The 20,020-nt window shown below is 47.1% G+C and carries 18 protein-coding genes; 7 read left to right on the top strand and 11 right to left on the bottom strand.

From position 1 onward, the window contains the following. Positions 1–81: 81 nt before the first annotated feature. The 4 genes from J2Z34_RS04480 (at position 82) to J2Z34_RS04465 (ending at position 4,921) form a co-directional block, all read left to right on the top strand. Positions 82–1,311, top strand: a complete 1,230-nt coding sequence (locus tag J2Z34_RS04480) for an O-antigen ligase family protein (RefSeq protein WP_209458666.1) — start codon at positions 82–84, stop codon at positions 1,309–1,311. 22 nt (positions 1,312–1,333) lie between these two features. Then, complete coding sequence (locus J2Z34_RS04475; protein ID WP_209458665.1) at positions 1,334–1,894, top strand: thermonuclease family protein; 561 nt, start codon at positions 1,334–1,336, stop codon at positions 1,892–1,894. 160 nt (positions 1,895–2,054) lie between these two features. After that, positions 2,055–3,422: a glycoside hydrolase family 1 protein gene (locus tag J2Z34_RS04470; RefSeq protein ID WP_280922301.1), complete on the top strand. Its 1,368-nt coding sequence runs from the start codon at positions 2,055–2,057 to the stop codon at positions 3,420–3,422. A gap of 68 nt (positions 3,423–3,490) precedes the next feature. Beyond that, entirely contained in the window at positions 3,491–4,921 is a 1,431-nt protein-coding gene (locus J2Z34_RS04465) for a 6-phospho-beta-glucosidase (protein WP_209458663.1), read from the top strand. Positions 4,922–5,069: 148 nt separating this feature from the next. On the opposite strand, the gene J2Z34_RS04460 is transcribed toward J2Z34_RS04465, so the two are convergent. From J2Z34_RS04460 to J2Z34_RS04420, 9 genes are all read right to left on the bottom strand, one after another. Next, positions 5,070–5,390: a PTS sugar transporter subunit IIB gene (locus tag J2Z34_RS04460; protein ID WP_209458662.1), complete on the bottom strand. Its 321-nt coding sequence runs from the start codon at positions 5,388–5,390 to the stop codon at positions 5,070–5,072. 9 nt (positions 5,391–5,399) lie between these two features. Continuing rightward, on the bottom strand, positions 5,400–6,818 hold the full coding sequence (locus J2Z34_RS04455; protein ID WP_209458661.1) for a glycoside hydrolase family 1 protein: 1,419 nt from the start codon (positions 6,816–6,818) through the stop codon (positions 5,400–5,402). Between the two features lie 93 nt (positions 6,819–6,911). After that, the gene (locus J2Z34_RS04450) at positions 6,912–8,225 is read right to left on the bottom strand and encodes a PTS sugar transporter subunit IIC (RefSeq protein WP_209458660.1); all 1,314 of its coding nucleotides are present in this window, start codon (positions 8,223–8,225) and stop codon (positions 6,912–6,914) included. A 116-nt stretch (positions 8,226–8,341) separates the two neighbouring features. After that, positions 8,342–8,656 carry a PTS sugar transporter subunit IIB gene (locus J2Z34_RS04445; protein ID WP_209458695.1) on the bottom strand — a complete coding sequence of 105 codons (315 nt, stop codon included), beginning with the start codon at positions 8,654–8,656 and terminating at the stop codon, positions 8,342–8,344. A gap of 16 nt (positions 8,657–8,672) precedes the next feature. Continuing rightward, on the bottom strand, positions 8,673–8,978 hold the full coding sequence (locus tag J2Z34_RS04440) for a PTS lactose/cellobiose transporter subunit IIA (RefSeq protein ID WP_209458694.1): 306 nt from the start codon (positions 8,976–8,978) through the stop codon (positions 8,673–8,675). Positions 8,979–9,498: 520 nt separating this feature from the next. Next, complete coding sequence (locus J2Z34_RS04435) at positions 9,499–10,809, bottom strand: PTS sugar transporter subunit IIC (protein ID WP_209458659.1); 1,311 nt, start codon at positions 10,807–10,809, stop codon at positions 9,499–9,501. A 136-nt stretch (positions 10,810–10,945) separates the two neighbouring features. After that, positions 10,946–11,260 carry a PTS sugar transporter subunit IIB gene (locus J2Z34_RS04430; RefSeq protein WP_209458658.1) on the bottom strand — a complete coding sequence of 105 codons (315 nt, stop codon included), beginning with the start codon at positions 11,258–11,260 and terminating at the stop codon, positions 10,946–10,948. 15 nt (positions 11,261–11,275) lie between these two features. Then, positions 11,276–11,608, bottom strand: coding sequence for a PTS lactose/cellobiose transporter subunit IIA (locus tag J2Z34_RS04425; RefSeq protein ID WP_209458657.1), 333 nt, complete (start codon positions 11,606–11,608; stop codon positions 11,276–11,278). A gap of 82 nt (positions 11,609–11,690) precedes the next feature. Continuing rightward, positions 11,691–12,002: a PTS sugar transporter subunit IIB gene (locus tag J2Z34_RS04420; protein WP_209458656.1), complete on the bottom strand. Its 312-nt coding sequence runs from the start codon at positions 12,000–12,002 to the stop codon at positions 11,691–11,693. 143 nt (positions 12,003–12,145) lie between these two features. On the opposite strand from J2Z34_RS04420, the gene J2Z34_RS04415 reads away from it, so the two are divergent. Continuing rightward, on the top strand, positions 12,146–14,809 hold the full coding sequence (locus J2Z34_RS04415) for a sigma-54-dependent transcriptional regulator (RefSeq protein ID WP_209458655.1): 2,664 nt from the start codon (positions 12,146–12,148) through the stop codon (positions 14,807–14,809). Positions 14,810–14,843: 34 nt separating this feature from the next. Here J2Z34_RS04415 and J2Z34_RS04410 read toward each other — a convergent pair whose 3' ends face one another. After that, a complete protein-coding gene (locus J2Z34_RS04410) occupies positions 14,844–15,257 on the bottom strand; it encodes a hypothetical protein (protein WP_209458654.1) in 414 nt (137 codons plus the stop codon). 117 nt (positions 15,258–15,374) lie between these two features. Here J2Z34_RS04410 and J2Z34_RS04405 point away from each other — a divergent pair, with 117 nt between their 5' ends. Continuing rightward, complete coding sequence (locus J2Z34_RS04405; protein WP_209458653.1) at positions 15,375–17,264, top strand: ABC-F family ATP-binding cassette domain-containing protein; 1,890 nt, start codon at positions 15,375–15,377, stop codon at positions 17,262–17,264. 105 nt (positions 17,265–17,369) lie between these two features. On the opposite strand, the gene J2Z34_RS04400 is transcribed toward J2Z34_RS04405, so the two are convergent. Further along, entirely contained in the window at positions 17,370–18,278 is a 909-nt protein-coding gene (locus J2Z34_RS04400; protein ID WP_209458652.1) for a LysR family transcriptional regulator, read from the bottom strand. A gap of 351 nt (positions 18,279–18,629) precedes the next feature. Here J2Z34_RS04400 and J2Z34_RS04395 point away from each other — a divergent pair, with 351 nt between their 5' ends. Continuing rightward, entirely contained in the window at positions 18,630–20,006 is a 1,377-nt protein-coding gene (locus J2Z34_RS04395) for an SLC13 family permease (protein ID WP_209458651.1), read from the top strand. Positions 20,007–20,020 lie beyond the last annotated feature (14 nt).

The following is a 20,020-nucleotide window of genomic DNA, read 5'->3' as shown; positions in this document are numbered from 1 at the left end:
GGCAAGGAGACCTTAGAGGTCTCTTTTCTTTTGCCTTTTTTTGGGGTATAGTCTAATGTAGATTCGATTTTGGAGGACTGTATGGGCTTTTTCAACAGAAACCATCTATTCAGGCTTATGCTTGCAGCAATATTCCTTGTCCCGCTGGTTCCGATGTATATCACGCCGGCTCTTTTTGTGCCGGTAATAATATTCTATCTCCTTTATACAAAGAAAAACCCTGATGCATACGCAAGAATGAGAAGGTCCCTGGCTGAGATCAGGAAGTCAAGGTTCTCACTGGCGTTAATGCTCCTTTCAATATGGTCGCTGGTATCTGTGGTCTACTCTGGTGACAAGGCCATGTCCCTGGCAGGAGCTGCCATATATGCCAGTGCATTCGCTGCCTTCTTTATTTTGAAGTTCGAGCTTAACAGGCCGTTCCATACCAAGATGGTGCTGAGGACATACATATCCTCTGTGGTTGTAGTTTCAGCTTACCATGCACTTCAGCTCGTCTATTTTGCATTCTTCAGTCCGAAGCCATTCGTGAGGACTGAACATACATCCTTCATCGAGCATGGGAACATTCTGGCCTGCTATATGCTTATAGCCCTTTTTCCCATGGTGGTAATGGCTGTAAGGACCAGAAAGAGGGATGTAAAGCTTGCAGTATGGTACGCATTCGTTTCATGCCTCATAACCGGTTCGATTTTCCTGACAGGCTCAAGGGCTGGAATGCTTGGTGTATTCCTTGGGATACTGACCCTTGCCTTCTACAGCTCAAGGAAGTTCCTGGCAGTTCTCATACCGGCTTCATTCATGCTGATGGTCGTACCGTATTCAAGGAACAGGATACTCGACATCTTCAGCTATGAACAGAACTATTCGAGGCTAAGGATATGGAAGGCTGCCCTATATATGGCGAAGGAGCACCCGATACTTGGAATAGGCCTCAACAGCTTTTTCCACGAGTATCCAGGCTATGTGGCACGATTTCCGGAGCTGAACAACCCCTATGACAACAACGTGGTCTATCATGCGCATAATGCGCTCTTCAACATTCAGGCTGAGCTCGGCATACCGGGGATGGTCCTGCTTATGCTTATGCTTGTTGCCATGTACATTAGCCTAGTCAGGTATCTTGGCTCGGACAAGGTGTGGAAGGACGGATTATCCTTCTATTCAGGGTTTGCCGTTTCCATGATAGTTTTTGTTTTCCTTAATCTCATAGACAACTATTCCCTTACGCCTAAGATAATATGCACAATCGCAATCCTTGCGGGCGTCATGCACGGCGACGCCAGAAACAAGGGGATGCTGCACTTCTAGGAGGGCATTTGAAAGGATCGACATGCGAAGAAAAATATGGAATATCCTCTACATTATCCTTGCTGCTGCTATTCTGATACCTGCGGCCCTCGATTTTCTAAGGACTCAGAGCTACAGTGATTCCATACCTTCAGGATTCAGGGAGGCATATGTCACATCAGTCTCTGACGGTGATACGATAAGGCTTTCTGATGGAACTGCAGTAAGGCTTATAGGGGTCAACACTCCTGAGACATCAGGGGAAATTGAGCTGTATGGAGCTGAAGCCAAGGCCTATACAAAAATGATGCTTGAAGGCAGAAAAGTGTACCTCGAGAAGGATACTTCTGAAACAGATGCATATGGAAGGCTTCTGAGGTATGTATGGCTTGAGCTTCCTGACAAGGTTAATGATGAAGCGATAGATGAGCATCTGTTCAACGCACTTCTTGCAGCGGAAGGACATGCCCAGCCCTACGAGTTTCCGCCTGACACAAGATATGCTGAAAGGATAATGGATCTGGCGAGAACTGCACGCGATGCCGGTAAAGGCCTGTGGGGCATTTCGAGGCAGGGGACTACCAAAGGCACCTACGTACCATAAGATTTCTGTGAAGAATGTATTAATTTTTAGGGAAGCCCTGTTTCCAATTGTTGGAAACAGGGCTTTTCAGAGCCATCAGGTATTTTGTTCCTATTCTAAATATGCATAAAGGACCGTATAATTGAATCAAAGAAATATGCATGCAATGGGAGGGATAGAGATGGAATACAGGTTTCCTGAGAAGTTCTTTTTCGGTGCAGCAGCGTCAGGACCGCAGACGGAGGGTACGTCAGGCAAGAAGGGCATGGATATCTATGAGTTCTGGTACGAGAGCGAGCCTGAAGACTTTTATCATATGGTAGGACCGAAGATTGCCTCGGATTTCTATCACAGGTACATTGAGGATATCGGCCTGATGAAGGAAATGGGGCTGGATTCCTACAGGACCTCCATAGAGTGGTCAAGGCTCATTCCGGAAGGCATCGGTGATGTTGACCCGGAAGCCGTGGATTTTTACAACAGCATGATAGATGAGCTGAAGAAGCAGGGGCTCGAGCCATACATCAACCTTTTCCACTTCGACCTCCCGGTTAAGCTTCAGGAATACGGTGGATGGGAATCAAGGGTGACAGTCGATGCATACGTCGATTATGCAAGGGTCTGCTTCGACCTGTTCGGAGACAGGGTCAAAAACTGGTTTACCTTCAGCGATCCTCTGGTACCTGCAGAGCAGGGCTATGTGGAAGGCAACCATTATCCGAAGGTAAGGAACCTGAAAAGGGCTGTACAGGTAGCATACAACATGATCATAGCGCATGCCTCAGCTGTGGAAGCCTTCAGGGAGATGGGCACCGGCGGGGAGATTGGCGTCATCATGAACCTGAGCCAGGTATATCCGAAATCTGGTTCGAAGGAGGACCTTGAAGCCGCTGAAGCCTGCGACCTGTTCATAAACAAGGCGTTCCTGGATCCCGTGCTTAAAGGTGAATTCCCTGAAAAGCTTATTCATATGCTTGAAAGGAGCGAGATACTTCCGGAGGTAAGGGATGGTGACAAGGAGCTTATCGCAAAAAACAGGGTTGATGTCCTGGGAATAAGCTATTTCAAGCCCAGAAGGGTCATGGCACCCGCAGACAGGCTTCAGGAAGGACTCAACTACTATTTCGTCAACTACAGGATGCCCGGCAGGCGCATGAACGTATACAGGGGCTGGGAAATCTATGAGAAGGGCATATACGACCTGCTCACCGACCTGAGGCTTAATTACGGCAATCCGGCATGCTTCATTGCCGAAAACGGCATCGGGGTCGAGAATGAGGACAGGTACCGTCTGGACGGTGAGATCCATGACACCTACAGGATCGACTACATCAGGAACCATCTGAAATGGATCCTGAAGGCCATAGAGGAGGGCTCTGACTGCAGAGGCTACCATGCCTGGTCATTTACCGACAACTGGTCATGGAACAATGGCTTCAAGAACAGATATGGGTTCGTTGCAATAGATACAGCAACACTGAAGAGGACGGTAAAGCTTTCCGGCGAATGGATGAAGGATGTCACAGGGGACAAGGGTTTTTCAGATTGAACGATAAATGGCCGGGGAGGCAATGATTAGCTTGCTTCCCCTTCAAATGATAAATCAAGGAGGTAATTATGGGTTTTCAAAAAGGTTTTCTATGGGGCGGAGCTGTAGCTGCCCATCAGCTTGAAGGTGGCTTTGACAAGGGTGGAAAAGGTCTCAGCGTTGCCGATGTCATGACTGCCGGAGCCCACGGGGTGCCAAGAAGGATTACTGACGGCATAATGCCGGGGGAGAACTACCCGAACCATGAAGCCATAGACTTCTATGGCAGATACAAGGAGGACATAGCACTATTCGCAGAAATGGGATTCAAGTGCTTCAGGACATCCATAAACTGGCCGAGGATATTCCCGAACGGGGATGAGACTGTTCCAAACGAGGAAGGCCTGAAGTTCTACGATGACATGTTCGACGAGCTGCTTAAGCATGGCATAGAGCCGGTCATTACACTTTCCCACTTCGAGATGCCATATGGGCTATTCAAGAAATATGGCGGATGGAGGGACAGAAGCGTAATTGACTGCTTTGCAAGATACGCCGAGACAGTGTTCAGAAGATACAAAGACAAGGTTAAATACTGGATGACATTCAATGAGATCAACAACCAGATGAACCTGAAGAACCCGATATTCGCCTGGACGAATTCCGGTATCCAGTTCAAGGAAGGGGAGGACAGGAAGGAAGTAATCTACCAGGCTGCCCACAACGAGCTCGTGGCAAGCGCCCTTGCAGTAAAGATCGGCCATGGAATCAATCCTGACTTCAAGATAGGCTGCATGGTATCATTCCATCCTGTTTATCCATTTACTTCTAATCCAGAGGATACTCTGCTTGCACTCCACACAATACATGACAGGATATTTTTCACAGATGTCCACTGCCGTGGCCATTATCCTGCATATGCCCTTAAGGAATGGGAGAGGGAAGGCTATGACATAAAGATGGAGCCTGGCGACGCTAAGATACTTGAAGAAGGTACCGTAGATTATATCGGCTTCAGCTACTACATGTCTGACACGGTAAAATCAGGGGCTGAAGGTGAAAACAAGGACCTGGTGACTGGCTCACACGTAAGCGTTAAGAATCCTTTCCTCCAGGCATCGGACTGGGGATGGGCGATAGACCCTGTAGGCCTGAGAAATGCTCTAATTATGCTCCATGAGAGATATGAGAAGCCAATGTTCATCGTCGAAAACGGCCTTGGAGCAGTGGATGTCATAGAAGAAGACGGAAACATAAACGACGACTACAGGATTAACTACCTCCGTTCTCACATCGAGCAGATGGAAAAGGCCATAACCCATGATGGAGTGGAACTTATGGGCTACACCCCATGGGGCTGCATTGACCTTGTATCCTTCACCACCGGCGAAATGAAGAAGCGATACGGCTTCATCTATGTGGACAAGGACAATGAAGGCAAGGGGACCCTTGACAGGTCAAAGAAGAAGTCCTTTGACTGGTACAAAAAGGTAATAGAATCAAACGGTGAGATCCTGTAAGGCGAGCAAATGGCAGGGTATCACAAGATGAAGAAGGTTCAGGCGAAATGCCTGAACCTTCTGTTTTTCTTTTGTTTATTATTCTTCTTGTGCTCTATATTATCTTGTGTTCTATATATCAGTCTTACTCATGCTGCTTTTTAGTGGATTATCTGACCTTTCCCTCTTCAATCAGCTTCTCTGCCAGGGCAAGGACCTTCCTGCCGTCCATCATTCCGTAATCCGCATTTGGAATCATGGCAACCGGGATCCCATGGCCCAGGCATTCATCGGAAATCCTTTTGAAGGTGAACCTTATCTGAGGTCCGAGAAGTATCACGTCAGCATAGGGAATCACCTTTCGTAGATGGCCTTCGCCAAAGGCGGAAATCTCCGCTTCAAGACCTTTCTTGTCAGCTTCCGCCTGCATCCGTTTCATGAGGACGCTGGTGGACATGCCGCCTCCGCACAGTAAGACTATTCTGATCATTTGTGCCTCCTATGCAAGGTCAGTCCCGTTTGATCCTATGACCTTATTGTACCAGCCAAAGCTTTTCTTCTTTATCCTTCTCATGTCCTTGAGGTCATTTTCTTCCCTGTTGACATAGATGAACCCGTATCTCTTGCCGAAGCCCTGATGGGTGCTGACAAGGTCGATTGCTGACCACGGGCAGTAGCCAAGGAGGTCAACTCCGTCATTTACAGCTAGCCTTGCCTGCTCTATGTGGTCTCTCAGGTAGTCTATCCTGTAGTCGTCGTTAACTATGTCGCCTTCTTCAAGCTTGTCATATTCACCAAGACCGTTCTCTGTAACAAGAAGCGGCAGGTTGTACCTGTCATTGATTTCTCTCAGAGTGCTCCTGAAGCCTGTAGGATCAACAGTCCATCCGAAGGATGTGAGCTTGAGGCTTGGATTCTCACCCTGCCTGTAGACTCCCTCTTCACCGGATACGATCTGCTGGTCTGCCCCTGCAGCTTTGTCTGACCCGTCGTTCCTGCTTGCAGCAACTGTTGCAGTTGAGTAATAGTTGAAAGCTATAAAATCAGGCTTTGCAAGAGGAGCTCCAAGGATAGCCATGTCGCCATCCTCGATGTTTGGCGTCCAGCCTCTTTCTTCAAGATAGCTCCATGCTATGGAGTTGTATCTTCCGAATACGCACATGTCAAGATACAGCCAGTTCCTTATGGATGTCCAGTTCATTGCTGCTATGACATCATCTGGATTGCAGGTTTCAGGATATATCGTGGTTATGTTCGGAGCAGGCCCTATCTTTCCAGGAAGCTTCATCTCATGGTAGAGTGTGATAGCCTTTGCCTGTGCGAGAAGCATGTGGTGGTTCTGCTGGTAAATTTCCTTCTCGATGTTCTCGGTACCAGGTGCCACGATTCCAAGTGCCGCACCATGGAGTATCATCATGTTCTGCTCGTTTATTGTAAGCCAGTACTTAACCCTGTCTCCGAAATTATCATAAAGCACCTTTACGTAATCTACATATGCATCGATTGTGGCCCTGTTTGACCAGCCGCCCTTCTGGTGGAGAGCATATGGCAGGTCGAAGTGGTACTGGGTCACTATCGGCTCCATTCCATACTTCAGGATCTCGTCTATGAGATTCTTATAGAACTCAAGTCCCTTTTCATTGATCTTTCCAGTGCCTTCCGGGAAGATCCTTGTCCATGCTATCGAGAACCTGTATGCCTTGAGGCCAAGCTCTGCCAGCAGGGCGATGTCTTCCTTGTAATGGTGGTAGTGGTCACTTGTGACCTTGAAGTCAGCAAGTCCCTCAGGATGGTGTCCCATATCCATGACGGACAAGCCTTTTCCGTCCTCGTTCCATGCTCCTTCTACCTGGTATGCTGAAGTGGAGGCTCCCCATAGGAAGTCGCTTCTGAAGTCCTTAAGCTTCTTATAGTACATATATATCATCCTTTCGTATTTCGAGTTCAAGAATCAAGGGAGGAAGTGTTTCCACTGTCCTCCCCGCTGCATCTTTTGTTGTGTTGTCTTTAGTTATTCAGCTGGGTGGAGGAGATGTTCCTCGTGGATCGCAGCTTCTTCCTTCGCGTCAGCAGCATCCTGCTTCTTGAAGAACGGGAAGTATATTACTACTGAGAGTACAAGTATCAGCGCCTGAACAACCGCACCCTGCCAGCCTGTTACTATGAAGCCGGAGATGATAGGTGGTGTTGTCCATGGTGCCATGACTCCGGAGAACGGAGGCATGAAGCCTATGCTTATCGCCATGTATGTGATGAACGCTGCAAGTGCAGGTATTACCATGTAAGGTATAGCTATGAGCGGGTTCATTACTATCGGAAGTCCGAAGGTTACCGGCTCATTTATGTTGAACAGGCCAGGAACAAGGGCTATCTTTCCGAGTGTCTTGTTCTTTGCTGCCTTTGCAGCTATGAGCATTGCAACGACAAGTCCTATTGTTATTCCTGTTCCGGTCATGATTATGTAGTTATCCCAGAACTGCTTGGTTACTATCTTGGCTCCGTTTGCTATTGTAAGTGCAAGGCCGCTGTCAAGAATTGCCTGGTTAGTAGCTGTGTTTGCAAGAAGTATTCCATCCATTACTCCATTTACTATCGTGGTTCCATGTATTCCAAAGAGCCAGAAGAATGGTGCAAGAGCTGAAAGGAACATTATTGCCGGAAGTGAATCTGTGATGTTCTGGAGCGGGCTCTGAAGAACCTTGTAGATCCATGCCATGAAGTTTGTGTCCATTGATTTGAAGAGGATGTACAGGAGCATTGCGCCTGTGAATATGATTCCGGCTGGAATCAGGGCTGCAAACTGCTTTGATACGCCTTCAGGAACTCCGTCAGGCATCTTGATCGTAAGCTTCATGTCGAGGAGCTTGGAGTATATTGCGCCAACTACAAGTCCTATTATGATGGCGGCGACCATTCCCTGTCCGCCTCCCCAGGCTTTGTCTATAACGTTTCCTATTGTGACTCCGCTTGCCTTGTCAGTTACTGATCCTGGTGCGAGTATAAGGAAGGTTACGAGTGCGAGGAAGCCTGCATTGAGTCCGTCATGGGCACATAGCTTCGCATACTGGTAGGCTATGGCTACTACCGCAACGAGTGCGATGATGTTGAAGGTTGACCTGTATACCTGGAACAGTGGATCCCTGAAGTTCTCACCGAATATTGATATGAGGAAGTTGTTGATCACAGGGCTTGGAAGCTGTGCGAGAAGGAGGAATATCGATCCTATCATAGTGAGGGGAAGTGTGAAGATGATACCGTCTTTGAGTGCCCTGACTGCTTTGGTGTTGACAAAGGTCATTACGCCATTTACAAGTTTTTCTCCCATTTTTTCTCTCCTTAGTCTTATTATTTTATATTAGTGCAATTGGTAACAGTTTATTAGGTTGTATGAACTTATAATATTGCGGCAGCCTGAGAGGCTGTCATATTGAGGCTTTAAGTCTACTTCTTTGCTGCTATTATCTTCTCAGCAAGTGCAAGCACCTTTACACCATTCATCATGCCGTAGTCAGCAGGTGGAATGACATCTACCGGTACGTTGAACTTCTCTGCTTCAGCGGTTATCTTCTTGAGAGCGAACCTTATCTGAGGCCCCAGAAGGATGACATCAGCACTAGGACCGACCTTTGCCAGCTGTGATTCAGGGTATGCTGCGATATCTGCCTCAAGTCCCTTAGCCTTTGCAGCCTCCTGCATTTTCTTGACGAGCATGCTTGTGGACATTCCTGCCGCACAAAGTAATACGATTTTCATGATTTTCATACCTCCATTGCTATTTCTTTGCTTCTATTAGTTCCTGTATAGACTTTCTCATCTCTATGAGCTGAATTATAAGGTTCTTTTCTGAGATCGCTGTCATCAGGTGATCCTGGCTGTGAACGAAGAGTGCCGAGATTTCAACCTTCTCACCGTTGGCTTCCTTGAATAGGAATGATGTCTGTGCCTCGTGAGCCTTTTCCATCGCCTCATTGGCTTTTGTTATGCTCTCCTTTGCCTCATCATACTTACCTTCGTTTGCAAGGCTTAAAGCTTCATAGGCATGGTACCTTACATCGCCGGAATCTATTATGATCTGCATTATGAGTTCTTCCAATACATTCGCCTCCTTTGTTTTACACTATACATATAGCAATTGCCGTGCCAAAACACTATAAAACACCGAATAAAAATGCTGCAATAAAGCCGAATCGCCCATACAGCGGGTTTGGTGCTGGCAAGAAATTTTATGGAAAAACAGGAAATAAAACAGTGTTTCGCATTGTATCGATACTGCATCGCAGTGTTTCGTCGAATTTCAGCAGTGTTTCGAAAAAAGCCTGAAAAACACAAAAACAAAACGCTTGAAAACATTAACATAGTTCTACAGTCTGCAAGTATGTGATTAAAACATTTGAATTATTTCGTTTGTGACTGAAATATACGAAATTCATGACCGGAACTGTCCGATTTGGCACGATTATGCGTGAATTTTTCGAAACACTAGTCAAGCTTGCCATGAACAGAGCGTCTGGTCATTTGCGGAATTTGACTCGGTTGCCTGAAAATGGGAATGAAAAAAGGAAGTGTTTCCACTTCCTTCATTAAAACTTGTTCTTTGATTACTCTGCTGCGTGAAGATGTTCCTCGTGTATTGCAGTCTCTTCCTTCGCGTCAGCAGCATCCTGCTTCTTGAAGAATGGGAAGTATATGACTACTGACATTACAAGTATCAGCGCCTGAACTACCGCACCCTGCCAGCCTGTTACTATGAAGCCGGAGATGATAGGTGGTGTGGTCCATGGTGCCATGACTCCTGAGAACGGAGGCATGAAGCCTATGCTGATTGCCAGATACGTGATAAGCGCTGCCAGTGCAGGTATTATCATATAAGGGATCGCTAAAAGCGGATTCATTACTATAGGAAGACCGAAGGTTACCGGCTCATTGATGTTGAAAAGTCCGGGAACAAGAGCTATCTTTCCGAGTGTCTTGTTCTTTGCAGCCTTTGCAGCTATGAGCATTGCAACGACAAGTCCTATGGTTATTCCTGTTCCTGTCATGATGATGTAGTTATCCCAGAACTGCTTGGTTACTATCTTGGCTCCGTTAGCTATCGTCAGTGCCATTCCACTGTCAAGGATAGCCTGGTTTGCAGCAGTGTTTGCAAGGAATATTCCATCCATGACTCCCGTTACTATGGTAGTTCCATGGATACCAAAGATCCAGAAGAACGGCGCGAGAGCTGCCAGGAACATGATTGCCGGAAGTGAGTCTGTGACGTTCTGCAGCGGGCTCTGAAGCACCTTGTAGATCCACGCCATGAAGTTTGTGCCCATGGAGTTGAACAATATGAACAGGAGCATTGCGCCTGTGAATATGATTGCGGCAGGGATCAGTGCTGCAAACTGCTTCGATACGCCTTCAGGAACGCCGTCGGGCATCTTGATAGTGAGCTTCATGTCGAGAAGCTTTGAATATATCGCACCTACGATAAGTCCTATTATGATGGCGGCGACCATTCCCTGTCCGCCTCCCCATGCCTTGTCAATGATGTTTCCTACAGTGACTCCCGATGCTGCGTCAGTCTTGGATCCTGGAGCAAGGATAAGGAATGTGACAAGTGCCAGGAATCCAGCCATGAGACCGTCGTGGTTGCAAAGCTTCGCATACTGGTATGCTATGGCTATGACTGCAACCAGAGCTATGATATTGAACGTCGCTCCATAAACCTGGAAGAGAGGAGTCCTGAAGTTCTCACCGAATATTGAAATCAGGAAATTGTTGATGGCATCGCTTGGAAGCTGTGCAAGCAACAGGAATATCGATCCAATCATGGTAAGTGGAAGTGTGAAGATGATGCCATCCTTCAATGCGCGTACGGCCTTTGTGTTGACAAAGGTCATTACGCCGTTTACAAGTTTTTCACCCATGTTTTTCTCTCCTTAACATTGAATTTTGTCGCATGCAACAATTACAAGAAAATTCAGGAAAGCCATGATGTCTTGAGTATATGAAATTGGATTATTCCTGCAGCCTTATTGCGGCTGCGTATAATACTTGGATGGACTATTTTTTTGCAGCCGCCATCTTTTCAGCTAGCGCAAGTACCTTGACTCCGTTCATCATTCCGTAGTCAGCAGGTGGTATGACATCTACAGGTACGTTGAATTTCTCAGCTTCAGCGGTTATCTTCTTGAGAGCGAACCTTATCTGAGGCCCGAGTAGAATAACGTCAGCACTAGGGCCGACCTTTGCAAGCTGTGATTCAGGGTATGCTGCGATATCTGCCTCAAGTCCCTTAGCCTTTGCAGCCTCCTGCATTTTCTTTACAAGCATGCTTGTGGACATGCCCGCTGCGCATAGAAGTACGATTTTCAACATTTCATGTTCCTCCCTTTAGTTATTCTTGGCTTCGATGAGGTCCTGGATGGATTTTCTCATCTCTATGAGCTGTGCGATGAGATTCTTTTCTGAGATCGCTGTCATCAGGTGGTCCTGACTGTGTACGAACAGGGCTGATATTTCAATCTTTTCACCGTTAGCTTCCTTAAACAGGACGGATGTCTGTGCCTCATGTGCCTTTTCCATGGCTTCATTAGCCCTCTTGATGCTTTCCCTAGCCTCTTCAAACTTTCCTTCATTGGCCAGGGTGAGAGCCTCATAGGCATGGTATCTTACGTCACCGGAATCGATTATGATCTGCATTATGAGTTCTTCCAATACATTCACCTCCTTGTTTTCCTTTTGATTTATGATATCTGCAATGTAAAATTGGCTGCCGATTTTAAGTCATGAGACTGCCTGATACCTGCTATTCTTTTGAAGCAAGTCTTTCAGCCTGTTCCAGCACCTTGGCTCCGTTCATCATTCCGTAGTCCTGAGGAGTGATCACCTCAACTGGAATCTTGTATTTCTCACATTCAGCCGCAATCTTCTTGAGGGCGAACCTGATCTGAGGACCGATGAGCACAACGTCAGCAGTGGGAACATACTTTGTGAGCTGTGACTCAGGATATGCGCTTACCTTCAGTTCAAGATTCTTAGCCCTTGCCGCATCCTCCATTTTCCTGATAAGCATGCTTGTCGACATCCCGGCTGCACAGAACAATACAACTTTCAACATAAATTCTACCTCCGAACATGATCTTTGATGATGACCGCTTTCATATGAAAACGATAAAACTCTTTAAAACAATTATACTACACTTGAAACAATATAAAACACTATGTATTATGGATTAAGAGTGAATTTTTGATGAGGTAACTATGAAGAGAATAGATAAGGTATATTCCAGATTATGTGAATACAAGAACCAGGATGGTGTGGACGCCAACACACTGTCAGAAGCACTTGGCCTTTCAAGGGCCAATGTGAGCTTCGACCTGAACAGGCTGTATGAGGATGGCAGGGTCATGAAGCTTTCAGGGAGACCTGTTAAGTTCATTGCCGGCATAAATGTGAACAGTCTTCACAATAGTGTCACCAGCGAGCTGGACCGTTTAGGAAAGGAGAGTCCCAGCCTGAAGACGGTGGTTGACCATGCCAAGGCTGCAATCCTTTATCCGCCAAAAGGCATGCACAGTATAATACTCGGCGATACCGGAGTTGGAAAGTCCACCTTTGCTTCCCTTATGTACAAGTATGCTGTCGAATCAGGAGTGAAGTCGAAAAACTCTCCTTTTATTGTCTTCAACTGCGCAGATTACGCCAATAACCCTCAGCTTCTTACAGCCCAACTTTTCGGGGTGAAGAAGGGTGCGTTCACCGGAGCGGATCAGGACAGGGAGGGTCTTCTCGAGAAGGCTGACAATGGCATACTGTTCCTCGACGAGGTTCACAGGCTGCCTCCGGAAGGGCAGGAGGCTCTCTTTGTGTTCCTTGACAAGGGAACCTTCAGGAGAGTCGGTGACCCGGAGGACAGGACATCCAATGTCCTGATCATAACCGCTACGACTGAAAACCCTGCTTCAGCCCTTCTCAAGACCTTCACAAGAAGGATCCCAATGACCCTTCGGATACCTTCATTGAAGGAGAGAGCCATAGATGAGAGACTTGGACTTGTGAAGACCTTCTTCAGGGAAGAGGCTGCAAGGATAGGCCATGAGATACATGTGTCCATGAACCTGATGAAGGCGCTGCTGATGTATGAGACCTCCGGAAACGTGGGACAGCTTAAGAACGACATTCAGATTGTCACAGCAAAATCCTATGCGGAGTTTCTGACTGGAAAGAGATCTAAGGTCGAGCTCTGGAGCGCTGACCTTCCACCCTATATCAAGGAAAGCCTGTTCAACGAGAGAGGCTACAGGGACATTTGGAACCGGCTCTTCGAGAATGACATAGACAGCTTCAATTTCGGGAATGGAAGCAAGGTCCAATCCCTTACCACCAAGGAAAACACGATATATGACTTCATAGAGAGAAAAATTGGTGAGCTTAAGATAAGAGGTGTAGAGGAGAAGGAGATAGACACCCTCATGGAGGGCTACATATCAGAATTTGTCAGCACCTACATAGAGAAGAACAAGGATGGGTTGACCAAGGCAAATCTTGCGAACATCGTAGGGTCCGACATCATGGAGATAAGCGACAAGATATACTCACACGCAATAACGAGCCTCGGAATCCAATACAACGGCAACACCTTCGTGGCTCTCGCACTGCATCTGTTCGCTCTCCTGCAGAGGGTAAACCAGGGTTCACAGATTGAGAATCCACAGGTAAGGGTCATTAAGAGGAAATATCCGGAAGAGTACGCAGTAGCAATCGAATGCCTTAACATGATAAGGATAAGCACCGGTCTGGAGATACTGGAGGATGAGGCAGCATTCCTGGCACTCTTCTGGCTTCCGGCTGATGAAACAATCAATACAAAGGACAGGGTGAGGATAGTTGTCATCGCCCATGGAGGCAGCACTGCAAGCTCCATGGTTGATGTGGCTACAAAGCTACTGGGAGAAAGCTGGGCACATCCCATAGACGCTGCCATAGAGGTTAGTCCTCAGGTCATATTCGAAAGGCTGAGGAAGCATGTATCTGAGAATCCCACGACAGAAGGATATCTTCTCATGGTGGACATGGGGAGCCCGACGAATTTCGGTCCTGAGATAGAGGAGGAGTTCGGTGTCAGAATAAAGACACTTCCGCTTGTCTCAACACTGCATGTCCTGGATGCGACAAGGAAGGCGATATCCGGCGTAAGTCTCGACGAGATATACAGGGATACTCTAGCTGTCACACCGCAGAGCATGATCCCGGGACTTTATCAGCAGGAAGAGCATGCATCAAGGTATGTGATCCTTACCGCGTGCCTTACTGGAGAGGGAAGCTCGCAGGTAATGAAGAGTTTCCTGAAATCAAACTTACAGTACAACAAGAACCTGTTTGAAATCATGGCGATAAATGCGATCGACAGGGAATCCCTGATTAGCAAGGTAATGAGGATAAATGCCGAGAGACCGGTAGTAAGCCTCGTTTCATCGATACCAGTGGATATGGACATCAAGTCATATTCGCTCACTGAAGTGCTTTCCTTGAGCGCAATTAAGGAGATACAGGCTGAAATCGACCTGAAGACACTGATCGTCAATATGGACCAGGTGCTTAAGGACGTGCTGGTTTCTATAAAGGAAGACGGACTCAACTACAAGGTTCACGACCTGATCATGGGTATGGGGAGCGACCTTAAGTCACCCATACCGTCGGACATGCTGCCAGGCGTCATCATACACATTGCCTGCATGGTAGACAGGCTGGTCTCAGGGGAGCCAGTCACTCCTTTCGAGGGTAAGGATGAGTACATTTCAGAGAATTGGGAGAGGTACGAAATTGTGGAGAAGGCCCTGTCAGGCTTTGCTTCCAAGTATGGGGTTAAGGTTTCAAACGATGAGATATGCTTTGTCATGAAATTCTTCGAGAAGGATGAATGAGTAAGAGCCGGATGATTTACCATCCGGCTCTTCTTCACTTGAGTCCCGCCTTTTCCTTAAGCCTCAGTACGAATTCTCTTCGTACGGACTCATCCATGGGCTCAAGCATGATCTTGACATCCTGACCTTCCTTGAGCACGATTGTCACCTGGTCCTTGAACTGCCTGACCTGCCTGATATTGGTGTAGGCTATGGCCGGCTTCCTGAAAACAGACGACATTACCCTCAGCGACTTCTCCTCAAGCCTCAGATAAACACCGCCATTCCTTGTGTATGCGGTATAGGCAGAAATCGCAAGCGCGAATTCAATAGCTGAAAGAGGTATCAGTGCATACCACTTAAGAGAATCACCGCTTATTGCGACAAAGGCAAGTACCAGGAAAGCAAGGACTGTCCATGCTATCCCTGAAATCAGATATTCCTTTTTCTTCTTGATCCGAAAATCCATCATCCACCCCCACGTACAGTATACCAATCCCAAATGAGAGGTGCAATGACAGAGGATTCGTAGTAAAATGTACTGTATTGGAAAAATTAACGGTAGAGATTTAAGGGGAGCTAAAGATTGAATATACTTGCAGCAGAATCCATATCCAAGAGCTTTGGCGAAAAGGTCCTGTTCAGGGATGCCACGTTCGGCATATCAGAAGGGGACAAGATAGGAGTAATAGGAATCAACGGCACAGGGAAGTCAACGCTTCTTAAGGTGATATCAGGGGAACTTCCGACTGATACAGGCAGGATCGTTTATATGAACGGGGTTAGGATCTCAGTGCTTCCTCAGGATCCTGAATTCGATCCCGAGGATACGGTCATTTCTGCGATTTTCAGCGGGGAAGGCTCCCTTTCGATAATAAGGGAATACGAGGATGCTGTCGGGAGGTCAAATGAATCACCTGATGACAGCGTGCTGCATGATGAGGTAATGAGGCTAGCGGGAAGGATGGATGACGAGGGGGCATGGGGTCTGGAATCTGAAGCCAAGGCTGTCCTTACAAGGCTCGGCATAACTGAATTCTACAAGAAGACAAAGGAGCTTTCAGGAGGCCAGAAGAAAAGGGTGGCAATGGCAAGGGCGCTGGTCCTTCCGAGTGACCTTCTGATCCTGGATGAGCCTACAAACCATATAGATGATGTGACAGTTTCGTGGCTTGAAGGTATGCTCAAGAACCGGAAAGGCGCAATCCTCATGGTTACCCATGACAGGTATTTCCTGGAGAGGGTAGCTGACAGGATGCTTGAGATCGACAGGGGCGAGGTAATATCCTGGCAGGCAAACTTCTCAAGCTTCCTTGAGCTGAAGGCTGAGAGGGAAGAGCTGCTTGAGGCAGGAGACAGGAAAAGGCGAAAGCTGTTCATGAAGGAGCTCGAGTGGATGAGGAGGGGCGCAAAGGCCCGGACTACCAAGCAGAAGGCGAGGATCGGAAGATTCGAGGAACTTGCCCAGACCGACTCAAGGCCTGAGCAGTCAGCAATTGAAATCAAGGCTCTGTCATCAAGGCTTGGCGGAAAGACAATTGAGCTCCACGAAGTATTCAAGGCATATGACGGGACTGAGCTTCTCCATGGATTCTCATACAACCTGCTCCGCGACGACAGAGTCGGTATAGTCGGCATGAACGGGCTCGGTAAATCGACGCTCCTTGCAATAATGGCAGGTGCGCTGGACCCGGATAGCGGAAAGGTGGAAACAGGAGAGACAGTAAGGATAGGATATCTTACTCAGGACTACACCTTCAGGGACGAAAGCATGAGAGTCCTTGAATATATAAGGGACGCTGCGGAAAATATTGAAACCACCGATGGCATGTCGACGGCATCACAGCTTCTTGAGACATTCATGTTCCCTTCGGAATTCCAGTGGACTCCGATCAGCATGCTTTCCGGAGGCGAAAAGAGGAGACTCATGCTCCTTAGGATCCTCATGGAGAAGCCTAATGTGCTGCTTCTGGATGAGCCTACAAATGACCTGGATACAATGACCCTTGAGGTTCTTGAGGACTTCCTTGATACCTTCAGCGGAGCTGTTGTTGCAGTATCCCATGACAGATGGTTCCTTGACCGTATGGCCCAGAGGATACTCCATTTCGAGGGGAACGGGAATATAACCATGCATCCGGGAAACTATACAGACCTTTCAGAAAGGCTGGAGCAGGTTCTGGAGGCGGTACCTGAATCGCAGGCTGTTGCAAAGGCAGAGCGAAAGAAAGACAGGCCAAAAAAATTCAGCTACAGGGAACAGAAGGAATACGAGGGTATCGGTGACAGGATAGCAGCTCTTGAGGAAAAGATATCGATGCTGGAAAAGGAAATGGAAAGCAATCCGGCGGATTTCGAGGCCTTAAGCAAGCTGACGGAGCAGAAGTCAATGTGTGAAGCAGAGCTGGAAGAAGCGATAGAAAGATGGGCTTATCTGGAAGAGCTGGCGGAGGAAATTGCCAAAGGCAATGAATAGTCATTAAAGGGTGCCAAAAACCAGAGAATCTGGTTTTTGGCACCCTTTAAAATTTATTGTTATTAATTTTTATATATTTTCATTTACAGTTATACAACCGGTTCCCTATGCATTATCTGTCTGAGAGGGAACAGTCTCATAAGAAGTGAATGAGGTGAAGAACCTTTCCGCACCGAAGCTGGCCTTCTTATCTTTCCTCCTGATAAGTGCAACACTTGAAACCAATGGCTCCTTAAGCTCTACAGCAGCAAGCTGAAGGCTTACGTCATTCATCACCAGTCTTCTTGGGAAAAGAGTGATGCCAAGACCCGATGATACCATCGTAAGAAGAAGCTCATGCCCGCTTAAAGTGTACTTGACGTTCGGAGTGAAGCCAGACCTCCTGCATGCATCCATACAGAGTCTGTTTATTGTGGATTTATGGTCGAGAAGAATGAAGGTTTCATCCTTCAACTGGTCCATGCTTACATTTTCAAGTCTTGACAGCGGATGGCCTGATGCGCATACCAGGACAAGGGCGTCATCCATGAGAGGCTTGATTTCGTATTTTTCCATATCCATGAAATCAGTCCTGGCTATTGCCACGTCCAGAACATGGTTGTCGAGCATGTACACAATTTCCTTCTGCTCCCTTTCAAGGATATCAAGATGTATTCGGTCATTCGCCTCCTGGAATCTTGCCATCATGCCGAGCAGGTTGTACTGCGCAAGAAAGGGAAGAGTTCCTACTTTAACGCGGCTTGTTTTTGTATCATCTATTGTGGAAAGCTTGTCCACAAGCTCAAGGTAGTCATTCCTGGACTTTTTTGCAAACTCGAGGAAATATTCTCCTGCAGGAGTCAGATCGACTCTTGAGGAGGTCCTGATGAAAAGCTGGACGCCAAGCTCTTCCTCCAAAGCCTTGATTTGCTTTGAAAGAGATGATTGCGAAATGAACAGCTCTTCAGCTGCATGTGAAAAGCTCCGGCTGCCTTCTATTGTCAGAAAATAGTGAACCTGGCTGTAAGTCATCATTGATTCCTGCCTCATCTGTCCTTATAAGTATTAATTTTACTACTGCGCAGCTCTGTTGGGAACACTCTGGAGCAATTCTTCTTAAGTACGGAGATTTCAAGCAAAATGCAGAACATTGCTAGATTCCAAATTGGAATACATGGATTCCAGAACTGAATTGCAAATGGGAGGTAAAATTTGATTAAATATAAACGATACAGCAGATAGAATGGTATAGGAATATGCATAATCACTTTAGGGTTGCATATTGCGGAAGACAGTATGCGTTCCGGACCTTTTGCATGTTCTGATGTAGATTTCTTTCAGGAATATCAAGGGTAGAAGAATAATGAAGCATAGGGTGGATGAATGATGGACAAGAAAAAGCTTGGACTTGTACTTGGCATTGCAGTTGCCGCAGCCACGGCCATTATCCCGATTGACGGGCTCACTTACGAAGGCAGGATGACTCTTGGCCTGACGCTCATGACAGTTGTGTTCTGGGCCTTCCAGGTTGCACAATCAGGATACACATCAGGGCTTTACCTGGGGCTCCTTATCGTTACGGGCTGCGCACCATCAGGAACTGTATTTGCCTCATGGACCGGGCCTACCATGTATCTGGTGATAGGAGCGTATCTAATCGCAGGAGCTGTGAAATCATCAGGTCTTGGCGAAAGGATAGCATACGCATTCATAATAAAATTCGTGGACTCATACAACAGTATAATAATATCCGCCTTTGTGCTTACTTTCATTCTAAGCATACTGATACCTCATCCGTGGCCAAGGGCATTCCTGATCATGTCGGTCATGTCTGTGGTGATTAGAAGCGCAAATCTTCCCAGGGAAGATGCGGTGAAGATAGGATTCTCAGTATTTGCGGCATCTGTGCCTGTTTCACTAATATTCCTTACCGGTGACAGCGTCATTAATCCACTTGCAGTTCAGGCTTCTGGAGTACAGGTTGGCTGGTCCGACTGGTTTAAATACATGGGAGTCCCGGCAATTGCCGCAAGCATAATAACATGTCTCATGATACTCGTGCTTTTCAAGCCTTCGAAGAAGGTGACAATGAACAAGGATGAGATAAGGGCAAAGCTTTCAGCTATGGGCAAGCTGAAGGTTATCGAAAAAAGGACCATGGTATGGCTTGTAATAGCAGTGGCATTCTGGATGACCGACTCTGTGCACGGGGTGAACATCGGATGGGTCACGCTTATCATAGCAATGCTTATGAGCCTTCCGGTAGTTGGAGAGGTGCTTACACCTAAATCATGGTCTGAGGTTCCGGTGCACGTGCTCCTTTTCCTGACAGCTGCAATGGCTATAGGAAAGGTAGGCGGCGCTACCGGAATGAATTCATGGATAGCCAATACGATTCTTCCATCCAGTGTACCTGCAAATCCTTTCATACTTGCGGCATTGATAGCTGCGATATCAATAGGGATACACATGGTGCTTGGAAGCGTGATTGCTGTAATGGGAGTCGCGATTCCCGCACTTCTTGCCTTCACACTTCCTATGGGGATCAATCCCCTTATACCTACATTCCTTGTGTATACTGCTATTGCAGTACACTACGTATTTCCTTTCCAGCATCTGAACATGCTTGTGGGACAGGGTGATGAAAATGGGATGTATTCGCAGAAAGAGACTATGAGGCTGGGTATTCCTCTCACTGCAGCTGTTTTTATCATAACAGTGGCTGTAGAGGTTCCCTGGTGGATGCTTCTAGGGCTTTTCTAGAGCATGCGCTGATG

This window comes from Youngiibacter multivorans, assembly GCF_017873395.1.
Classification (GTDB): domain Bacteria; phylum Bacillota; class Clostridia; order Clostridiales; family Clostridiaceae; genus Youngiibacter; species Youngiibacter multivorans.
This window is presented reverse-complemented; position numbering and strand designations above follow the sequence as displayed.